Annotated in this window: 16 protein-coding genes; 6 read left to right on the top strand and 10 right to left on the bottom strand. The window is 50.8% G+C overall.

The window, feature by feature from the left end; genetic code table 11:
* Nucleotides 1-62 precede the first annotated feature (62 nt).
* The 3 genes from CWI70_RS11860 to pepQ are packed head-to-tail and all read left to right on the top strand — an operon-like array spanning nucleotide 63 to nucleotide 2,475.
* Entirely contained in the window at nucleotides 63-743 is a 681-nt protein-coding gene (locus CWI70_RS11860; protein ID WP_126774006.1) for a DUF6776 family protein, read from the top strand.
* 55 nt (nucleotides 744-798) lie between these two features.
* On the top strand, nucleotides 799-1,146 hold the full coding sequence (gene erpA / locus CWI70_RS11855) for an iron-sulfur cluster insertion protein ErpA (RefSeq protein WP_126774004.1): 348 nt from the start codon (nucleotides 799-801) through the stop codon (nucleotides 1,144-1,146).
* 18 nt (nucleotides 1,147-1,164) lie between these two features.
* Nucleotides 1,165-2,475, top strand: coding sequence for a Xaa-Pro dipeptidase (gene pepQ / locus CWI70_RS11850; protein WP_126774002.1), 1,311 nt, complete (start codon nucleotides 1,165-1,167; stop codon nucleotides 2,473-2,475).
* On the opposite strand, the gene CWI70_RS11845 is transcribed toward pepQ, so the two are convergent.
* Complete coding sequence (locus CWI70_RS11845; protein WP_126774000.1) at nucleotides 2,472-3,608, bottom strand: anhydro-N-acetylmuramic acid kinase; 1,137 nt, start codon at nucleotides 3,606-3,608, stop codon at nucleotides 2,472-2,474. The genes pepQ and CWI70_RS11845 overlap by 4 nt on opposite strands.
* 9 nt (nucleotides 3,609-3,617) lie before the next feature.
* Nucleotides 3,618-5,018 carry a peptidoglycan DD-metalloendopeptidase family protein gene (locus tag CWI70_RS11840; protein ID WP_241967902.1) on the bottom strand — a complete coding sequence of 467 codons (1,401 nt, stop codon included), beginning with the start codon at nucleotides 5,016-5,018 and terminating at the stop codon, nucleotides 3,618-3,620.
* Nucleotides 5,019-5,243: 225 nt separating this feature from the next.
* On the opposite strand from CWI70_RS11840, the gene tyrS reads away from it, so the two are divergent.
* Nucleotides 5,244-6,446 (top strand): tyrosine--tRNA ligase, encoded by a 1,203-nt coding sequence (tyrS, locus tag CWI70_RS11835; RefSeq protein ID WP_126773998.1) that lies wholly within the window; start codon nucleotides 5,244-5,246, stop codon nucleotides 6,444-6,446.
* Here the strand turns inward: tyrS and CWI70_RS11830 are convergent.
* From CWI70_RS11830 to CWI70_RS11805, 6 genes are read right to left on the bottom strand one after another with little or no spacing between them, the layout of a single operon-like run.
* Entirely contained in the window at nucleotides 6,443-7,264 is an 822-nt protein-coding gene (locus CWI70_RS11830; RefSeq protein WP_126773996.1) for a symmetrical bis(5'-nucleosyl)-tetraphosphatase, read from the bottom strand. The two genes, tyrS and CWI70_RS11830, sit on opposite strands and share 4 nt — an antisense overlap.
* 12 nt (nucleotides 7,265-7,276) lie before the next feature.
* On the bottom strand, nucleotides 7,277-7,645 hold the full coding sequence (gene apaG / locus CWI70_RS11825; protein ID WP_126773994.1) for a Co2+/Mg2+ efflux protein ApaG: 369 nt from the start codon (nucleotides 7,643-7,645) through the stop codon (nucleotides 7,277-7,279).
* Complete coding sequence (rsmA, locus tag CWI70_RS11820) at nucleotides 7,642-8,451, bottom strand: 16S rRNA (adenine(1518)-N(6)/adenine(1519)-N(6))-dimethyltransferase RsmA (RefSeq protein WP_126773992.1); 810 nt, start codon at nucleotides 8,449-8,451, stop codon at nucleotides 7,642-7,644. Before rsmA ends, apaG begins: the two co-directional genes overlap by 4 nt.
* Nucleotides 8,452-8,461: 10 nt before the next feature.
* Complete coding sequence (pdxA, locus tag CWI70_RS11815) at nucleotides 8,462-9,445, bottom strand: 4-hydroxythreonine-4-phosphate dehydrogenase PdxA (RefSeq protein WP_126774071.1); 984 nt, start codon at nucleotides 9,443-9,445, stop codon at nucleotides 8,462-8,464.
* 5 nt (nucleotides 9,446-9,450) lie between these two features.
* Complete coding sequence (surA, locus tag CWI70_RS11810; RefSeq protein ID WP_309137190.1) at nucleotides 9,451-10,743, bottom strand: peptidylprolyl isomerase SurA; 1,293 nt, start codon at nucleotides 10,741-10,743, stop codon at nucleotides 9,451-9,453.
* Between the two features lie 9 nt (nucleotides 10,744-10,752).
* Nucleotides 10,753-13,017, bottom strand: a complete 2,265-nt coding sequence (locus CWI70_RS11805) for an LPS-assembly protein LptD (RefSeq protein ID WP_198677704.1) — start codon at nucleotides 13,015-13,017, stop codon at nucleotides 10,753-10,755.
* A gap of 117 nt (nucleotides 13,018-13,134) precedes the next feature.
* On the opposite strand from CWI70_RS11805, the gene CWI70_RS11800 reads away from it, so the two are divergent.
* Both CWI70_RS11800 and djlA read left to right on the top strand, forming a co-directional pair.
* A complete protein-coding gene (locus tag CWI70_RS11800) occupies nucleotides 13,135-14,136 on the top strand; it encodes an aminoglycoside phosphotransferase family protein (protein ID WP_157980905.1) in 1,002 nt (333 codons plus the stop codon).
* Nucleotides 14,137-14,180: 44 nt separating this feature from the next.
* Nucleotides 14,181-14,993 (top strand): co-chaperone DjlA, encoded by an 813-nt coding sequence (djlA, locus tag CWI70_RS11795; protein ID WP_126773986.1) that lies wholly within the window; start codon nucleotides 14,181-14,183, stop codon nucleotides 14,991-14,993.
* Here the strand turns inward: djlA and CWI70_RS11790 are convergent.
* Together CWI70_RS11790 and CWI70_RS11785 are read right to left on the bottom strand one after the other, a co-directional pair.
* The gene (locus CWI70_RS11790; protein ID WP_126773984.1) at nucleotides 14,965-15,621 is read right to left on the bottom strand and encodes a pseudouridine synthase; all 657 of its coding nucleotides are present in this window, start codon (nucleotides 15,619-15,621) and stop codon (nucleotides 14,965-14,967) included. The two genes, djlA and CWI70_RS11790, sit on opposite strands and share 29 nt — an antisense overlap.
* On the bottom strand, nucleotides 15,618-18,323 hold the full coding sequence (locus CWI70_RS11785; protein WP_126773982.1) for a helicase-related protein: 2,706 nt from the start codon (nucleotides 18,321-18,323) through the stop codon (nucleotides 15,618-15,620). The genes CWI70_RS11790 and CWI70_RS11785 overlap by 4 nt, the downstream gene beginning before the upstream one ends.
* Nucleotides 18,324-18,399 lie beyond the last annotated feature (76 nt).

Below are 18,399 nucleotides of genomic sequence, written 5' to 3'. Positions count from 1 at the left end.
AAGTTGCGACCTGAAGCGATGCTGCGTACTATGTCGTGCATTCCATGATAAGAACATCCGTTATGAATGAGAAGCAAAAATACATTTTCTTTGTGTTGCTTGGATTAGCTGGCTTAGCTATTGGCTATCTGCTCGGCGCTGGGCATAACTGGTATTTGATGCAGCGTGTTGCCGAGCTAGAGGAACGTGAGCTGACACTTTACGAGCAAGCGGAAACGGCGGATTACCAACGTCATATGGCCGAGGTAGAACTGGGCATCGAGCAAGCCGCGAGGAAGCAATTACAACAGGAGCTTGCAGCTTTACAAGACGAAGTTTTAGCACAAAAACGTGAGCTGAGTTTTTACCGGAAGATTATGGCACCAGAACTGACTGCTGCCGGCGTTGTGGTGGATGACTTTGAACTTAAGCAATTGAGCGACGACAGACATTATCAGTTCCGTTTCGCGGTGTTACAAACGGAGCGGCAGCGTGGCTTTGTAAAGGGTACGCTACAAGCCACCGTCGAGGGACGCACGGAGGACGACCAGGTCATCACCTTAGACTTATATGAACTCGCCGGACTAAGCGCTGATCAACAAAGCTTCACCATGCGTTATTTTAAAGCGCAAACAGGAAGTTTTCGGTTACCCGTTGGGTTTGCCCCCGAACAGGTGCGTATTCGTGTACGTCTCGAGGATGGCTCACCACGTGAGCTCGCACGGGTGTTTTTGTGGAGCGAACTAACGAGGGACAATACTTGACCGCTTTAGTCAGGTACGAGAAAATGAACGCCTTATAAGTGGAGGTAGTATTCGAATGACTGATGCAGCGCAAGCAATGCCGATTCAATTTACAGAAGCGGCAGCGAATAAAGTGAAAACCCTGATCGCCGACGAGGAAAACCCGGCGTTGAAGTTGCGTGTTTACGTGACTGGGGGCGGTTGTTCAGGCTTCCAATATGGCTTTACTTTTGACGAGAAAGTAAACCCTGGTGACATGGAAATCGAAAAGAACGGTGTAATTCTGGTGGTTGACCCTATGAGTCTTCAGTACTTAGTGGGCGGCACTGTTAACTACGAAGAAGGCCTGCAAGGCGCACGCTTCTTCGTTGACAATCCTAATGCGACAACTACTTGTGGTTGTGGCGCTAGCTTCTCTGTATAACTCGCAAGCGAGGTCTTCATGAGTTCTTACGCGGCGCATATTGCGACGGTTCAAGCACGTTTTGACGCAGCACTTGCTGCGACCGACTTTGACTCAGTTCTGGTGTATGCGGGACAACCTCGAGTCGCCTTCCTCGATGACAATCCCGCACCATTTAAGGTTAATCCTCTCTTCAAATATTGGATTCCAGTAACGGATAGTCCGAAAAGTGCTATTTTTTACACACCTGGCGAGCGACCAGTGGTGTTTTTGTTCCAGCCGCGCGATTTCTGGCATGCCGCCGTTAAGATTGAGCCTGCGGAATGGCAAGATCATGTTGAACTTGTGGTCATTGATGAGCTTGATAAGTTAACTGCTTATTTGGGTGACAAGCTAAAAGCTGCTGCGTTTATTGGTGAAGACTTTGCTGAGCCAGTGAATAGCTGGCCAGTGCGTGCGCGCAACCCACAGAACTTAATTGATCACTTGCATTTTCACCGTGCGTTAAAAACCGCATGGGAAGTTGAAAATCTGCGTGTTGCCAATGAGCGAGCAGCGCATGCGCACATGGCGGCGAAGGACGCCTTTTTCGCTGGAAAAAGCGAATTGGAAATTCATCATGCCTACCTTGCTGCGATCAACTTTCGTGAAAGTGAACTGCCTTACAACAGCATTGTAGGGTTGAATGAGCATGGCGCAATCTTGCACTACGATGTCTATGAGACGGCGGCTCCGCAAGAAAGTCGCTCATTCCTGATTGATGCCGGAGCTACCTATCGTGGTTACTGTGCTGATATCACCCGCACGTACAGTCGCAGCGAAACTGGCTTCTTCGCCGACTTAGTCAACGCGGTCGACGCTGCGCAACAAGAGTTGTTGAGCGAAATTAAGCCTGGCATTAACTACTATCAGTTACACGTGTCACAACATCTTAAGATCGCGCAAATACTGAGTGACTTTGAACTCGTGCGTGGCTCTGCCGAGAGTATTTATGAGCAAGGAATTTCGAGTGCGTTCTTCCCGCACGGCTTAGGCCATTTCATTGGTTTGCAAGTGCATGACGTTGGCGGCTTCCTGCGTAATGATCGTGGCGATCTCTATGACCGTGATCCGCGTCATCCGTTCTTACGCTTGTTGCGTCCAATAGAAGCTGGGCAGGTGTTTACCATTGAACCTGGTTTGTATGTGGTTGATCAGTTGCTTGAAGCTTATGCTGATGCCAAGGAACTGAATTGGCAACGGATTGATGAATTGCGCCCTTATGGTGGCGTGCGGATTGAAGATAGTATTGTGGTCGGCGACAACGGCAACAATGAAAATCTTACCCGCGACGCTTTCGCCAAGCTTTAAGGTAGATATAAACCGCCTAACACCGTGGCGCGGCTAGCGCCGGTCACGGTGGGTAAATTGCCAGGCTGGCGCAACATATATTGACGCGCGAGCCAAGCAAACGCCATGGCCTCTAAGTGTTGTGGGTCAACCCCAAGCTCTGCCACTGAATGCCAATTCGCCTGAGGGTAATTGTGGCGTAGACGCTGCATAAGATCCCGATTGAATGCGCCCCCGCCTGCGACATAAACCTTCTTAATACTATCGACCTGACATTGCTGTAGACCATGCGCCACTGACTGCGCGGTAAATTCCGCCAGGGTGGCTTGTAAATCAGCACCATGCCAATGTGGAAGCTGCTCAAGATAGTCCTCTAGCCATTGCTGATTAAAGTACTCACGTCCGGTACTTTTCGGTGGCGCTTGCCGAATATACGGGTCCTGCATGAGCTTCTCGAGCAACCTGTCGATGACTTTACCGCTGGCGGCATAATCGCCATTACGGTCAAAGGTGTCGGCTGCATCGGAATGTTGCAATTGAAACCAAAGATCAAGCAAGGTATTGGCAGGACCGGTATCAAACCCCAGCACTTCATTGTTCTGCGCCTGTAATACCGAGATATTGGCAATGCCGCCGAGATTGAGTATGGCAATTGCATCAGCGTCAGCAGCCTGTTGGCGAAAGAGCGCATCATGAAACGCGGGAACCAGCGGCGCACCTTGGCCGCCAAGCGCTATATCCTTGCGTCTAAAGTCGGCGACTACTGGAATTCCGGTAAGCGCAGCAAGCGTATTGGGATCGCCTAATTGCACGGTGTAGGGTGAAATCGCTTCGGGCATATGGCGCACGGTCTGCCCATGACTGCCAATCGCTTGAATTGCCGATGCTGGATAGCCCGCGACCTGTAGCAATTTGAGCACGAGTTCCGCTGAGAGCTCAGCGAATTGTCGGTCGGCTAGGGCCAGACGGTGCAATTCATTATTGCCGGGCTTACATAAGGCAATGAGTTCGCTACGTAGCGGTTCACCGAGTGGTGTATCAATGTGCTGTAGAAGCTTCGGCTGGGTGCCTTGAAAGTCCACCAGCACGGCATCAAGTGCGTCCATGCTGGTGCCCGACATGAGCCCGATATAGAGTTCCTGCTGCGCTTGCATACAACCGTATTAGCGCATGGCTAGCTGAACGCGTTTTTGGTCAGCCAGCATCGCTAAACGTTGCTCAGCGATCTTATTAAACTCAGGTAGCTCTTGCGCGGTGAGCGATTCTGCTTGTGGAAACTTCACGGTACGTGGATTGCGATGTACGCCGTCGACTAAGAATTCGTAATGTAAGTGGGCGCCAGTGACGCGACCCGTTGCGCCAACGCGGCCAATCACTTCGCCTTGCTTAACACGATCGCCGCGCTTCACGTGACGCTTGCTCAAGTGCAAGTACTTGGTGACATAGCGTTCGCCATGTTGAATAAAGACATAATTGCCGTTCAAATTGTCATAAGCGCTGGCGATAACTTTACCGGCACCAGAGGACATCACCGGTGTGCCAACATTCGCCGCGTAATCCGTACCGTTATGCGGACGTACACGGCCAGTCACTGGGTGCAATCTGCGTGGATTAAAGCTCGAGCTGATGTAAGTAAACTTCACCGGCGAGCGTAAGAACGACTTACGCATGGCTTTCCCGTCAGCGGCATAGTATTCGCCGTTATTGTGCAAAATAGCCTGATATTTGTTGCCTTGGTTGACGAATTCAGCTGCGAGAACCTTGCCATAGCCCGCAAACTCGCCATCGACATATTCTTTTTCGTAAATCACCGAAAATTCGTCGCCTTTACGCAAGTCGAGGGCAAAGTCGATGTCCCAACCAAAGATGTTGGCGATACTCATAATTTGATTATCGGTCAGACCTGCGTTGATACCAGCGTTCCAGAAGTTTGAATCAATTTCAGCGTAGGCAAACGCTTCTTGAACCTGAACTTCTTTGGTCGCGATTTCGCTTACGTAACCTTGTTCGGTTTGGCTGACGATAAGGGTTTCAATCGGGCTGATTTGGAACGCCAACTGAATGAGCTCACCCTCAGGGTTTTTGGCAAACCGCAGAGTGTCACCAGGATGAATCTTCAGCAAATACTTCTCTGCTTGATCATCTTGCGTGAGTTTATAGAGCTGTTGCGGCGTAAAGCCCATGACATCAAAAATGCGTGCCAAGCTATCACCTGACTTCACTTCATAGCCGCTCCAATGCACACTTGGTTGCACCGGTTCTTCAATGACTACGGTGTCGGCAGCAGTAGTGTCATCAAGCGCCGGCAATTGGCGGCCATCGACCGCTTTTGCGGCAGGTTTTGCTACGCCGCCTTTCACTTTTACCGGCACTTCTAGGCGCTCACCCAAAATGAGCTGCTTGTCGGCAAGACTTGGATCTGAGGTATTACGCGACGCTGTCGCTGGCTCTGATGGCAGCAACACAACTGTCAGTGTGGTCAACGCCACAGCGGACAAAAGAATTTGGTGACGGCGGGGCAACTGTGCGAACAGTCCTGCCATTCGTTGAGTAATGACCTTCATAAACTTCCTGCGGTTAGCGCACTTTATCTTCTTTACGACAACCTAATTTCCATTAGGTTTTGTTGCAGAATAATACGAAGCGTGACTATTTTCCAGTCGCTTTACCGTTATTTGCGCTTAAAACACCGCTGTAAATAGCATACAATGCCCCGTTTAGAGCTAAATGTTGACCGCATTTTTTGCCCAAGTTGGGATGAGTGGTTTTTAATCAGGAGTGAAAAGAGCATGGCAATGTCAGTCGCGGATGCGCTTGCTGAAATCGCGCGTGGTACCGAAGAAATTCTGCTAACAGAAGAACTTAAAGAAAAGCTCGAGCAGGGCAAGCCGCTGGTGATCAAAGCCGGATTTGATCCAACTGCACCTGATTTGCATCTAGGCCATACGGTACTGATCAATAAATTACGCCTGTTCCAAGACTTGGGCCACAAAGTTGTTTTTCTGATCGGCGATTTTACTGGCATGATCGGCGATCCAACGGGCAAAAATGTGACACGTAAGCCGTTATCGCGTGATGATGTGCTTGCCAACGCGCAGACCTACAAAGAACAGGTCTTCAAGATTCTTGATCCGACGAAAACCGAGGTGCGCTTCAATTCTGAATGGATGAGTAAGTTTGGCGCTGACGATATGATTAAACTTGCGGCTCGCCAAACGGTGGCGCGGATGTTGGAACGTGATGACTTTAAAAAGCGCTACAACACTGGCCAGCCGATCGCCATTCACGAGTTTTTATACCCTCTGGTGCAAGGTTGGGATTCGGTCGAGTTAAAAGCCGACGTTGAAATGGGCGGTACTGATCAGCGCTTTAATTTGCTGATGGGCCGTGAACTTCAGAAAGAAGAAAGCCAAAAGCCGCAAACGGTGATTATGGTTCCGTTGCTCGAAGGTCTCGACGGTGTTCAGAAAATGTCGAAATCCTTGGGTAACTACGTCGGCATTACCGAGCCTGCTAACGATATGTTTGGTAAGTTGATGTCGATTTCTGACGAGTTAATGTGGCGTTACTACGAGTTGCTAAGCTTCCGTCCGCTTGATGAGCTCGCTAGCTTTAAGCAGGCGATCGCTGACGGTGCTAACCCTCGTGATTACAAAGTTCTGTTAGCCAAAGAAATTATTGCGCGCTTCCATGATGCCGCAGCTGCTGATGCTGCTGAGCAAGACTTTGTGCAGCGCTTTAGTAAAAATGCGATTCCAGATGATATGCCTGAACTTGAGCTGGCCAGTGACGACGGTAGTTTGGGTATTTGCAACTTACTGAAAGATGCAGGGTTAGTGAATTCAACGTCCGATGGCATGCGTATGATTAAACAAAGCGCAGTTAAAATTGACGGCGAGAAAGTCACGGATTCAAAACTACAAGTACAAGCAGGAACCACGGCTGTTTATCAGGTTGGTAAACGCAAGTTTGCCCGTGTGACGCTCAACTAGTTATTTTCAGCATACCAGCGCTGGCCATCAGGCCAGCGCAGGAGCGTCATATGCTCACCCCAGACACAACCAGTGTCTAAACCAATCACATCATCGCGTTGCGTTTGCCCTTGTAATGCCGCCCAGTGCCCGAACACCAGACTAAATTGTTGTGGCTGCCAGTGCGCGAACCAAGGCAATAAGCCTTGTGCCTTGGTGTCGTCGTTCGGCGCTGTCTTTACGGTTAAATTCAAACATTGTTGGTGATCAAGAAAGCGCATGCGCGTGAACGCGTTAATGATGAAGCGAATGCGTTCTGGGCCGCTCAACTTGGGAGACCAGCACGCAGGCTCATTACCATACATTTTGTTTAACCAAGGGCCGAGTTTTTGGAAGCGCCAAGCGCGTTGTAGGCTCTCACTCACTTCGTCGGCGTAGCCTTTGGCTTCGGCGAGGCTCCACTGCGGAAAGAGGCCCGCGTGGGTCATGACTACATCATCGGCATGTTGCAACAGAGGCTGTTGTACTAAAAAATCTATCCACTGACGTTGTTCTTCCGCTGGTAGCGCTAGAATAGCGTCGAGTTTGTCTTTGGGGTTAGCCTTACGAACTCCGGTAAGTACCGCAAGTAAATTAAGATCATGATTCCCCAAGACACACTTTGCGGCGCTGCCCAATTCGTGCAAACGCTCTAAACAGGCCAGCGAATCGGGGCCGCGGGCGACGATATCCCCCACACACCAAAGCTCGTCAAAGCGACGATCAAAGTTGACCGTCGCCAGTAAAGTATCGAGTTGTTTGACGCAACCTTGAAGATCACCAACGAAGTACCGAGCCATGGCGTTACCGAATTAGTGCAAAATATTCGGCACGGCAAGCCGGAACGAAGGTATTTTCGCTTCGAATTTACTGCCGTCTGCATTGACCATACCGTAATGACCTTCCATGGTGCCGATTGGGGTCGCTAACACCGTACCGCTGGTGTAACTGAAGGATTCGCCGGGTGCGATGTGCGGTTGTTCACCGACTACGCCGTCACCAGCAACTCGAGTGATTTTGTGGTCCGCATCGGTAATTCGCCAAGCGCGATTCAAGAGCTGTACCGATTGCTCACCTTGGTTGGTGATGGTGATGGTATAGGCAAATACATATTGGCCTTTGTCCGGATCGGATTGTGCGGCAAGGTAATGGGTCTTAACGTCAATTGCTATCGTACTCATAAGTCTCCTTGCTGTTCATAATACCAGTTCGCTAAGCGGCAGTAGTCGGCCACGCTCAAGGTTTCTGGACGTGCGCTAGGGTCAATCCCCAGTTGTTCCAGTTGCTCGGCCGGAATATGTTGCTTGAGGTTATTACGAATCGTTTTACGGCGCTGGTTAAAAGCCACTAAACAGAGTTGCTGCAGGGTTTTGCGGTCGTGTACAGGATGCGGCGGTTCGGTATACGGGGTTAAACGCACGACCGCAGATTCAACTTTCGGCGGCGGGGTAAAAGCGCCTGACGGCACTGTTAATACTGGCTCCACTGCACAAGCTTGCTGGACTGACACCGATAGCCGGCCATAGGTTTTACTGCCGGGCCCTGCGGCTAAGCGGTCGACCACTTCTTTCTGCAGCATAAAATGCATGTCTTGAATGCTGTCGAGTTGGTCCAAAAGATGAAAAATGATTGGCGTCGAAATGTTATACGGCAGGTTACCGAACACCCGCAGTTTGCGTTCGTCGGTTTGAAACTGACGAAAATCGGTTTTCAAGGCGTCGCCGCGATAGACCGTCAGTTTCTGTTGTATGAACGGGTGCTGTTCGAGTCGGTCGGCGAGGTCGCGATCAAGCTCAACTACGGTTAAGTGGTCGATGCGCTCGGTTACCGGCTCGGTTAATGCTGCGAGTCCAGGACCAATCTCAACTAACTGTTCATCGTTTTGCGGATTTATGGCATCGACAATGGCGTCAATGACCATGGTGTCGTGAAGAAAATTTTGTCCAAAACGTTTTCGGGCGCGATGACCGAGGTGGGTTTTACTCATGTAATTCTCATCAATTCTGTTGCTGCTGAAGTGCCATGTCGATGGCCGTCTGCAAAGCGTATTGGGCGCTGCCAATCGATATATCACCGCTGCCGGCTTTGTCTAGGGCGGTGCCATGGTCGACTGAGGTGCGAATAAAGGGTAACCCTAAGGTGATGTTCACCGCGTTACCGAATCCTCGATATTTTAGCACGGGCAGCCCCTGATCATGGTACATCGCGACCACCGCATCGGCATTTTCTATATAGTGAGGCTGAAAAACCGTATCCGCAGGCCACGGGCCGCTTACCTTGATACCCTCTTGCTGTAACGCGTTGAGTGCCGGTGTGATGTGCTCTATTTCTTCACGTCCTAGGTGGCCTTGTTCGCCAGCATGAGGGTTCAATCCACAAACTAAAATTTCCGGCTCGGCACAGCCAAATTTGCGTTGCAAATCGTCATGCACAATACGCAACACTCGCTCAACGAGAGGGCGCTGAATGGTTTCGGCGACGCGTATCAATGGCAAGTGTGTGGTAACTAGCGCCACGCGCAGACCAGGGGTGGCAAGCATCATAACGACTTGCTCTGTGTTGCTTAACTCGGCAAAAAATTCTGTGTGACCACTAAAGGAGATGCCAGCGTCATTGATGATGCCTTTGTGGACTGGGCCAGTCATCACTGCGGCAAACTCTTGCGCAAGACAGCCGCGGCCAGCATGCTCGAGTAGTTCGACGACGTAGCCGCTGTTTGCTGGATGAAGTTGTCCGGCAGTAACCGCAACTGCAGTGTCATGTTGTGCAACCACTAAGGTGCCCTGCGGCCATTGTTGTGGCTCACGCTGTGCATCATAAGCGACCAATGAAACGGCAAGACCGAGCTGTTGTGCTCGGTCTTGGAGTACTTGCTTGTCGCCCAACACCACCAGTTCGCAGGGCCAAGTTTGCTGTGCTAACAGCACAGCAATGTCGGGACCTATACCGGCGGGTTCACCTGTACTGTAGGCGATGCGCATTAGCGTCACTCAGTGACCTCTTCAATGTAGGCTTGATCGCGCATTTCTTGCTGCCAGTTTTCCAATTCTTCTTGGTATTTACGACGGTACAGCAACTGGTATGCGCGGTTTTCTTTACTACGCTCGGTGGCATCCTGTACTCGGCGGTCAAGCACCTCAACAATGTGCCAGCCGAATTGCGAGCGGAACGGTTCACTGATCTCACCGAGCTCTGCGTTTTCCACAGCTTGCTTAAAGGCATCATCGAAAACGCTAGGGTCATTCCAGCCTAAGTCACCGCCTTGGCTTGCTGAACCGGTATCGTCAGAGTGCTCGAGCGCTAAGTCGGAAAACTCCGCTTCGCCAGCGATAATTTGTTGGCGGAATTCGTTTAGCTGCTCTTTGGCGCGTTTGTCAGAAAGAATTACCGAAGGACGCAATAAGATATGGCGCGCCTTCACTTCTTCAATTTCGACGGTTTCAATACCGCGGGTATCGGCGACTTGCAGAATGTGAAAGCCAACGCCACTTTTGATCGGACCAATGAGGTCACCCTTGCGTTTGTCACGAACGGCTTCAGCGAAGAGCGTCGGCATGGCGTTAATATTCATCCAGCCCAGGTCACCGCCTTCTAATGCTCGTGAACCTGCCGAAGAACTGATCGCGGTTTCGGCAAAATCGCGGCCATCTTGTAATGATTGCAAAACGTTTTCAGCACGTTCTCGCGCGGTTTGCACTTCGGCACTGCTGCTGCCGTCACGCAGGCCAATAAGAATATGGCTCAAGCGATACTCAACTTCATTGCTGGACATTTCTTCCATCATCTTCGTTAAGTTGGCGATTTCTTGTGGCGAAATGTAAACCCGATCGCGAACTGCATTACGCTGCAGTTCACCAATGATCATCTCGCGTCGAATCGATTCGCGATAACCTTGCCACGTTGAACCAAGGCCGGTGATTTCGGCACGTAACCCTTCGACGGTGATACCTGCTTCGCGAGCGATGCTGGCAATAGTCTGCTCAAGTTGCGCATCGCTTACTTCGATACCATTACGGCGCGCGATTTGGAGTTGAATTTCTTGTAAGACGAGGCGGTCGATTGCTTGCACTCGTAAAACATCATCACTGGGTAATTTAATATCCTGCTCGGCGGCGTTACGCTTAATTTGCACGAGCATAGTGTCGACTTCGCTTTGCAGAATGACGCCATCGTTAACGATGACGGCAACACGATCGAGCACTTCATTGGCTTGTAACGGAATGGTTAAACTTGCGAGGGTAAGCCACGCAATGCTCACTATTTTCAACATCTTAATCATGAAAACTACCTAGTTGCTTAAGTAAAACGGGTGGCGATAACCGAACAGACTCTGCTCAATGAGGTCGAATAAATTACTGTTATCGGACCCTAACCCCTTAATAATAAATTGTACACTGACGCCGTTATCAAATTCTGGTTGCTGATTCATCGGGTCAGTTGCTTGTAATTCTAAATTTCGGTTGATACGTCGATAAGCACTGACGCGTATCGCCCAACAACAATCGTTGTACTGTAACGCAAGAAGTGCGTCGTTGGTACGTTTCTGTTCAAGATCATAAAACCAGTTGCTGGCCACTTGCCAATTGGCTTTCACTTGGTAGACCGCTTGCAGGCCTAATTGTTCGATATCGTCGTTAAGAATATTTGTAACTTGCCGGTGACTAAACTGAATGAGGTTACGCTCATCGACGCGGTACTCAACCGCAGTCTGACTTTTGCGGGTATTATTTTGCTCCATGTCGTATTGCATGGCAGCGTTCAAATACAACCGATTGTTGAAACGAAAACGTGTTTCAAAAGCTAAGTCTGAGCGGTCGTTAGCAATTTGACTCTCTTCCCCAAATAAACTGACTTGGCTGTCATCAAAGTAGTAGATTTGCCCCGCACTAAAGCGCAGCAATTCACGGGCATTTTCGTTAAAGATGCTGGTTGAAGCACCAACTGTAATTTGATTGGCATCGGCGATACGGTCGAGGCCCGAAAAGCGCCGCGCGCGGAACAGACCTTGGTAGTCGTCCTGCATCAGCGTTGAATCGTAGATACCAATAGCCGACTGATCACGGTAAGGCACGTACAGGTATTGAATTTGTGGCTGCAACACTTGTTGGTAGCTGGCATCACCCCAGGCAAAATCACGTTCTAGGTTCAAGCGTCCGCGGATGCGGAACTGCGGCACGGTGCGCGACGGATTTTCACTCAGCATCGGATTATCTTGGGTACTAATTGCAGCTTGGTCGTAATAGCTGTAGCTGTAGCGTAACTCGCTGAGGAAGTCGTAAGCTGGCTCTTCGAAGGCAAGTTTTACTGCAGGCTCAATATGGAATCTAGTGGCGTAGTCGTTGCTATTGTCTTGATTACGAAAATGGGTAAGTTCGGAAAACAAATTGAGTTCAAGCGCACTTAAGGTCTGCCAATCAAATAACGTCGTTAATTGTGGAGCCGTGCGGTACGGTGAACGATAGTCACCCAAGATCTCGAAATCTTCCGCACGGAGCATTACCTGCGCATGCTCGCTATGATAATCAACCCGCGCGTGGCGATAGAGTTGTGCGTCGGCGCGGCCAGCAAACTCGCTGCCAAAGTCGTTTAAGTAATCATCATCACTGGTGTCGAGAATATTAACGTACGAGCGCCAACTTGGACTCCAACGCTGTTGATGTTCGACGCGCCAAAGATAGCGTGAATCGTCGTTCGCTAAACTATCGTCGTTGTCGAGGTAAGCAACGTTGATTTGCCCAGAACCACCTTCAGTGAGTGCGCGGTATTCACCTTGTAATTGCAACCCGCGTTCCGCCATGTACCGCGGTGTAATCGTTGCATCTTGGTTAGGCGCAATATTAATGTAGTAAGGAATTTCAAATTCGAAGCCGTTTTTTTGCGAGGAGCGTACGGTTGGAAATAAAAAGCCAGACTTACGCTCATCGGTAATCGGGAAGTTGATGTAAGGGACGTACAGAACGGGCACACCAAAGAGTTCGAATTTCGCATGCCATGCTTCACCCCACGCTTCGTCCTCACTTAAACTGATCTCGTCGGCACTCAGTTGCCATGCTGGTTGATCGGTTGGACAGGTGGTGAAGGTTGATCCAGCCAGCAGAACTTGTTCTGGTGAAATCGAAAGCAGCTCAGCGGTACCGTGAGCACCGGTGTCGCGTAGCTGGTATTTGGCACCGGCTAGGTAGGCACGGTTATCGCCTGAGTTCAGCCGAAAGTTATCACTACTGACTTGCACGTAGCCGTCGGTAAATTGGGTTGCACCGCTCGCATTGATATTGCCCGACTGTTGATTCACTGTCGCCTGTTCGGTCAATAAGAATTGCTGATTAAGTTGAACTTGTACGTTACCGGTAAAAGATGCCAAAGTTGTCTCAGAGTCGATGTCAGCTGCATCTGCACGCACGCCAATGGCTTCGGGGGCCAATTCATCAATGGGATCTAAGTCGGTGGTGACAAACAGCGGCGCTCGCACGGGGCATTGTTGCAAAAAGTCTGTGTTGTCTTGAGCTGTCGCGCCGCTGGAAAAACCAACAGTTAGCGCGAAACTTAAGCCCAAGCAGGCTCCTTTGGTAATGTAATGCATGCGATAGCTGACTCAACGTTGTCCTTTCTAATGTGGAAGGTATGATAAAGCAAAATAACTAAGCCTGCCATTTGTGAACGAGGAAATAGCGTGGAAAATAAGCGAGAAGTGCAATTGCAAGCTTGGTGCGAATCGGTAACGGGTCAAGCTCAGCAGGATTTGCAGCCAGTTTTTGGTGATGCACGACCGTGGCGTTATTATCGCGTGACGGATGGTGTACGTAGCTTTATTGCGGTAGATACCCAAAATACCGAACAAGCGCTGCGTAATTATAGCGCTGTGGCTGACAGTTACAGTCAGCACGGGGTATTCGTGCCTGAGTTAGTTGCTGTTCACGAGCAACGCGGCTTTATGTTAATGACAGATTTAGGTTCTAGTCTGCTGTTAAGCCATCTTAGTGAACCCACGATGGTTTCGTGGTATTCCCAAGTGTATCCGCAACTGGCAAAAATCATGCAGGTGCAAATGACAGAAGAGGGGCCATTACCGACTTTTGCTGAACGAGAACTTCGAGCCGAGTTGGAACTCATGGAGCAATGGCTGCTCAAAGAACATTTGCAGTTACAACTCACGGCAGCAGAGCAAGCATTGTGGCAAGATTTTTGTGAGCGCATGGTGAGCAATGCGCTGGAGCAGCCGCAGGTTGGTGTGCATCGGAAGCTGCATGCGCGCAATATTTTGGTGCAAGGTGAAGGCGAACTCGCTTTTACCGGCTTTCACGATGCCGCCGTTGGACCGATCACCTACGATGCGGTAAGTTTGCTGCGCGATTGTTATGTGCGCTGGCCGCAGACCAAGGTTCAGCAACTTGCCGATGATTGCTATTTATATCTGCGCCAGACGCGCAGTGATCTCAACGTTGATCAGGCGACCTGGCAACGCTGGTTTGATTGGATGGGGATGCAACGCCATTGCTACGTTAGTGGCCTTTTTGCGCGTCGTTATGAGCGTGATGGCAACCCCGGTTATTTACAAGATATTCCGCGAAATTTGGCTTATCTTCACGATGTTGCAGCGATTTACGCGGAGTTTGACGATTTTCGTGCATTTTTGGTCGAGCGCGTTATGCCCGCTTTTGCCCAAAGTGAGTAGTTACAGACGAGCAGTTGAGTTTGTTTTAAGGCGAAGGAGTAGACATGGTTTGGGGTAAAGTGCTGGGTGGATTTTTCGGCTACCTGTTGTTGCGTTGGCCAGGTATTTTTCTGGGCGTTCTGATCGGTCACTGGTTTGACAAAGCGCTTGAGCAAAATATGCGTCAAGGTGGTGGCGCAGCAATGCAGAAGTCCTTCATCGACACCTTGTTTGCAGTGCTGGGGCATTTAGCCAAGTCCAAGGGCCGCGTAACAGAGCAAGACATCAACTATGTTTCGGCGTTGATGCAACATTTGAAACTTAACGAGTCAGCTCAGGCACAGGCGCAAGAAGCTTTTCGCGAGGGTAAAAAAGCGGATTATCCGTTGGTGACCAAAGTCTCGGCGTTTCGTCGACAAGTGGGCTGGCGCAAAGATCTGTTGCAAATCTTTGTGGAACAAATTTTAGTGGTGGCCTTGCACGACGGTAAACTTGAGCAGGCGGAATACGATGTGTTGTTGCGCGTGACGCAAGCATTAGGATTTCGCCGAGCGCAACTGGATTTGTGGCTACAAATGGCGCAAGCGGGCCAGCGTTTTCGTGGCGGGCAAGGCGGCGGAGCTGGCTATCAAGGCAGTGGCCCAAGCCAGAGCCCAGGTGAACGCTTAGACGATGCCTATGCCATTTTAGGGGTTACCCGCCAAGCAAGTTTTGCTGAGGTTAAAAAAGCCTATCGCAAACTGATGGCAAAACATCACCCCGACAAATTAGCAGCGCAAGGCTTGCCGCCTGAAATGCGTGAGTCAGCGCAGGAAAAAGCGCAAGAAATTCAAGCCGCCTACGAGCTGATTAAAAGTCAGCAGGGCAGTGAAAGTTAATGGGCTGTTCGGTGTGCGGATGCGAGAACCCAATCTCCTCGGCATGTAGGAGTAAGCGTGGCGCTGCGGCATAAGCCTCAGCGTCAGCGTAAAACTTGTCACCTAAAATAGGTGTGCCGAGCACTTGCATGTGTACCCGTAATTGATGTGACCGGCCTGTTACCGGGAATAACAGTACTTCGCTTACCCCATCTTGATAGCTCACCACTTGATAACGGGTTTGCGCATGGCGGCCTTCGATCAGATCGATCATCTGTCGCGGGCGATTGGGCCAGTCGCAGCGCATGGCGAGCTCAATACTGCCACGTTGTGCCGGTAGCTGCCCGGCCACTTTTGCGCGGTAGTATTTGCGTACCACCCGCCGTTCAAACTGGCGCTGCAGATGCGCTTGTGCCTGCTTACCAAGCGCCAACACCAGCAAGCCTGAGGTCGCCATGTCCAACCGATGCACAATACGCGCATCTGGGAACACCCGTGTGACACGAGCCCAAACTGAATCGCGGTGGGCAGGATCTTTCCCTGGCACACTAAGTAGTCCCGCGGGTTTATTCACCACCACCAAGGCGTCATCCTGATGCACCAGTGTCAAGTATGGGTCGGTAGGTGGCGCATAATGAAGTAGTGTCATGCGGGCATGTTCACCATAACGCGCACACTATCAAGCTGTAACAGCGGCTGTTTGAGTGCCTGTTGCAGTTGCTGTTCACGCTCGGTCAGTGCATCAACTTCAGCTTGCCGTACCGCTGGGTTGCGCTGTTTCAGTTCTTGTAACCGTTGCTGGGCAGCTTGCATGGTCTGCGTGAGTTGCTGTTGTGCTTGAACAACACGTTGCTGCTGTTGCTGTTCAGCTGGCTCCCATGCCGCCTTAATGTGCTGCTGTAGCTGCTGGCGTAATTGCTGCATAAGCTGTCGCGCTTGCTTTTTATCGATAAATTGTAATTGCTGATCAAGGGCTCCAGCAGCAACACGCGTGGTTAAATCACGACCTTGGCTATCTAACAGCACGCGCAAGCTTTGTTGCGGGTAAAACTCTTGCGCAACCAGACGCGCAGCAGTGGTAAGCTGGCTGCTGAAATTGAGCTCCACAAACCAAGCTCCAGCCGGTAAGGCGCGGTTTTGCATCAATGCGACACAGGTTGAACCATAGCTGTCACGTGTCAAAAGCTCGAGTGCATGTTGCACTTGTGGATGATCCCATGTGAGGAACTCGACGTGTTCATGTGCCAAGGCATAGTCGCGGGAAAAGGTCACAGTGATGCCTTCATCGGGTAGTCCTGGCAAGGTCACGCGCATATGCTCCGTTGGCCGTAACCAACCGCTGTTATCGTTAAGGGCATCGTAATCAACCCCGAAGCGCGCCCAAAACTCTTGCATAAAGGCGGCGAGCTCAGCGCTGCGCTCATGAGCGGCAACTTCAGCGACAATGGCTTGCGCTTGCTGCGGACGAAATGCATTCAGTTCTTGCAACTTGTCGCGACCATTGCCAATACTTTCGCGCAACTCCGCCGCGCGTTGTGCAGTAGCGTTCAGTAATGCGTCAAAGGCGTCAGCGTCATCATCTTCATCAGTGTCAGCGGCGTTGATAAAACGAGCCAGCTCGTTGGCATAAGCGTCATAGATAAGTGATCCGACTGCATTGGGTTGCGCAAATGCTTGCATGGCTTCGTACCACTGCAGTAAAAGGTCATCACGGGTGCCGAGCACTACGGGGACGTGGATGTGTACGGTAGCGCTTTGCCCAATTCGGTCCAGGCGGCCAATACGTTGCTCGAGCAAGTCGGGATGCGTCGGTAAATCAAACAACACCAAGTGCTGGGCAAACTGGAAGTTGCGCCCTTCGCTGCCGATTTCGGAACACAATAGAATCGGACAACCTTCTTCAGGGCTGGCAAAAAATTCGGCGGCGCGGTCACGTTCTAACAGCGTCATGCCCTCATGGAACACCGCAGCGTGAATGCCATGCTCGATACGTAAATAATCGTAGAGCTCTTGTACGGTCAGTGACGAACCACAAATTAACACGACTTTTTCGTTTTTGTGTTGTTGCAGTAATTGGCGTAACCAGTGTGCTTTACCAGTAAAAGTATCCGCGCCTTCGAGCTCGAGCTCGGTCAATTCGTAGGTGTGTAACTGGCGTTCTGGGAACCCGCCGATATGGGCGCGACTGTTGCGGAACATCAGCCGGCCAGTGCCATAGAAGTCAAGCACGCGGTCGAGGAGTTTTTCCGCACCATGTTTAGCAAGGACTTCCGCCATTGGCGAGAGTGCTTGATAGTTTTCTTGCTCGCGAAGAAACGCTTCGAAATCATGAAAACGGTCGGGGTCGAGTAACTGCAGGCGCGCAAAGTGTGCAGTCATGCCTGCTTGTTCCGGTGTTGCTGTTAGTAGCAGAACACTACCAATTGCCGCGGTGAGTTGCTGCAGTTGGATAAAGTGATCTGATTCGGGTTCGACGCGGTGCGCTTCATCGACAATCAGCAGATCAAAGTCGGCGGTGAGCAATTGCGTCAACCATTGTGCGTCATCGAGTAAGCTTTGTGGTAGTAGGATGAGTTGCTCGGCGGCGAACACATTCTCGTGGTCGTCACTTAAGGTGTCGCAACGTTCCTTATCAAATAGGCTGAAGGCCAACGCGAAGCGTCGTTTCAGCTCAACTAACCACTGATGGCATAGGCTATCAGGGACAATGATCAGTGCACGTTGGCTGCGACCGGTTAATAAACGGCGTTGCAAGATCATGCCTGCTTCAATCGTTTTGCCAAGCCCCACTTCATCGGCCAGTAACACGCGTGGTTGAAAACGATCGGCAACGGTGTAGGCAATATAGAGTTGATGCGGAAGCAGTTGTGCTCGGGCACCGAGTAAGCCGCTGACTTTACTTTGCTGCCAACGCTGCAGGTGTTGCTGCGCTTGTTGGCGCAGGCGATACATATCAAGGCGGTCGGTCTTGCCAGCAAGAATGCGTGTGAGCGGATGCTGGGTGGCAACCTGGGCGGCCAATTGTGCCTCGGGTAGCGTGACCTCTTCAGCAGTGTCTTCGCGCAGTCCGTGATAAGTGACAATATGATTGCTTACGCTGATCTCAGTGACACGGAACCACCAGCCGTCAGCATGCTGACCGCGATCGTCGGGCAGTAATTGGTAACGGGCCAAGGGTGCCTGTTGGCTAGCGTAGTGACGCAGCTCCCCGGTCGCGGGAAACAGCACAGTTAGCATGCGGCCATTGACCTGAGTGATCAGGCCGAGTCCTTGCTCGAGTTCGGTTTCGCTAAGCCAACGCTGGCCAGCAACAAACGCTTGTGCAGGATCTTGTACCGTGCTTTGGGTCATGCAAACTTCCTCTACTAACTGCGACTTGCAAAAGGGCGCACATGGTAGCGAAATTTTTTTCATTCTTCACATCATT

Origin of the sequence: Pseudidiomarina homiensis (assembly GCF_003987225.1) — a bacterium.
GTDB classification, from domain to species: domain Bacteria; phylum Pseudomonadota; class Gammaproteobacteria; order Enterobacterales; family Alteromonadaceae; genus Pseudidiomarina; species Pseudidiomarina homiensis.
Note: the sequence above shows the minus strand (reverse complement) of the source record. Positions and strands in the feature narration are given on the sequence as shown.

Coding starts and splice junctions, on each gene's coding strand:
- surA (WP_309137190.1), bottom strand. CDS start 10,743: ATGATTAAGATGTTGAAAATAGTGAGCATTGCGTGGCTTACCCTCGCA.
- tyrS (WP_126773998.1), top strand. CDS start 5,244: ATGGCAATGTCAGTCGCGGATGCGCTTGCTGAAATCGCGCGTGGTACC.
- CWI70_RS11830 (WP_126773996.1), bottom strand. CDS start 7,264: ATGGCTCGGTACTTCGTTGGTGATCTTCAAGGTTGCGTCAAACAACTC.
- CWI70_RS11785 (WP_126773982.1), bottom strand. CDS start 18,323: ATGACCCAAAGCACGGTACAAGATCCTGCACAAGCGTTTGTTGCTGGC.
- apaG (WP_126773994.1), bottom strand. CDS start 7,645: ATGAGTACGATAGCAATTGACGTTAAGACCCATTACCTTGCCGCACAA.
- djlA (WP_126773986.1), top strand. CDS start 14,181: ATGGTTTGGGGTAAAGTGCTGGGTGGATTTTTCGGCTACCTGTTGTTG.
- pepQ (WP_126774002.1), top strand. CDS start 1,165: ATGAGTTCTTACGCGGCGCATATTGCGACGGTTCAAGCACGTTTTGAC.
- CWI70_RS11860 (WP_126774006.1), top strand. CDS start 63: ATGAATGAGAAGCAAAAATACATTTTCTTTGTGTTGCTTGGATTAGCT.
- pdxA (WP_126774071.1), bottom strand. CDS start 9,445: ATGCGCATCGCCTACAGTACAGGTGAACCCGCCGGTATAGGTCCCGAC.
- CWI70_RS11790 (WP_126773984.1), bottom strand. CDS start 15,621: ATGACACTACTTCATTATGCGCCACCTACCGACCCATACTTGACACTG.
- CWI70_RS11845 (WP_126774000.1), bottom strand. CDS start 3,608: ATGCAAGCGCAGCAGGAACTCTATATCGGGCTCATGTCGGGCACCAGC.
- CWI70_RS11840 (WP_241967902.1), bottom strand. CDS start 5,018: ATGAAGGTCATTACTCAACGAATGGCAGGACTGTTCGCACAGTTGCCC.
- rsmA (WP_126773992.1), bottom strand. CDS start 8,451: ATGAGTAAAACCCACCTCGGTCATCGCGCCCGAAAACGTTTTGGACAA.
- erpA (WP_126774004.1), top strand. CDS start 799: ATGACTGATGCAGCGCAAGCAATGCCGATTCAATTTACAGAAGCGGCA.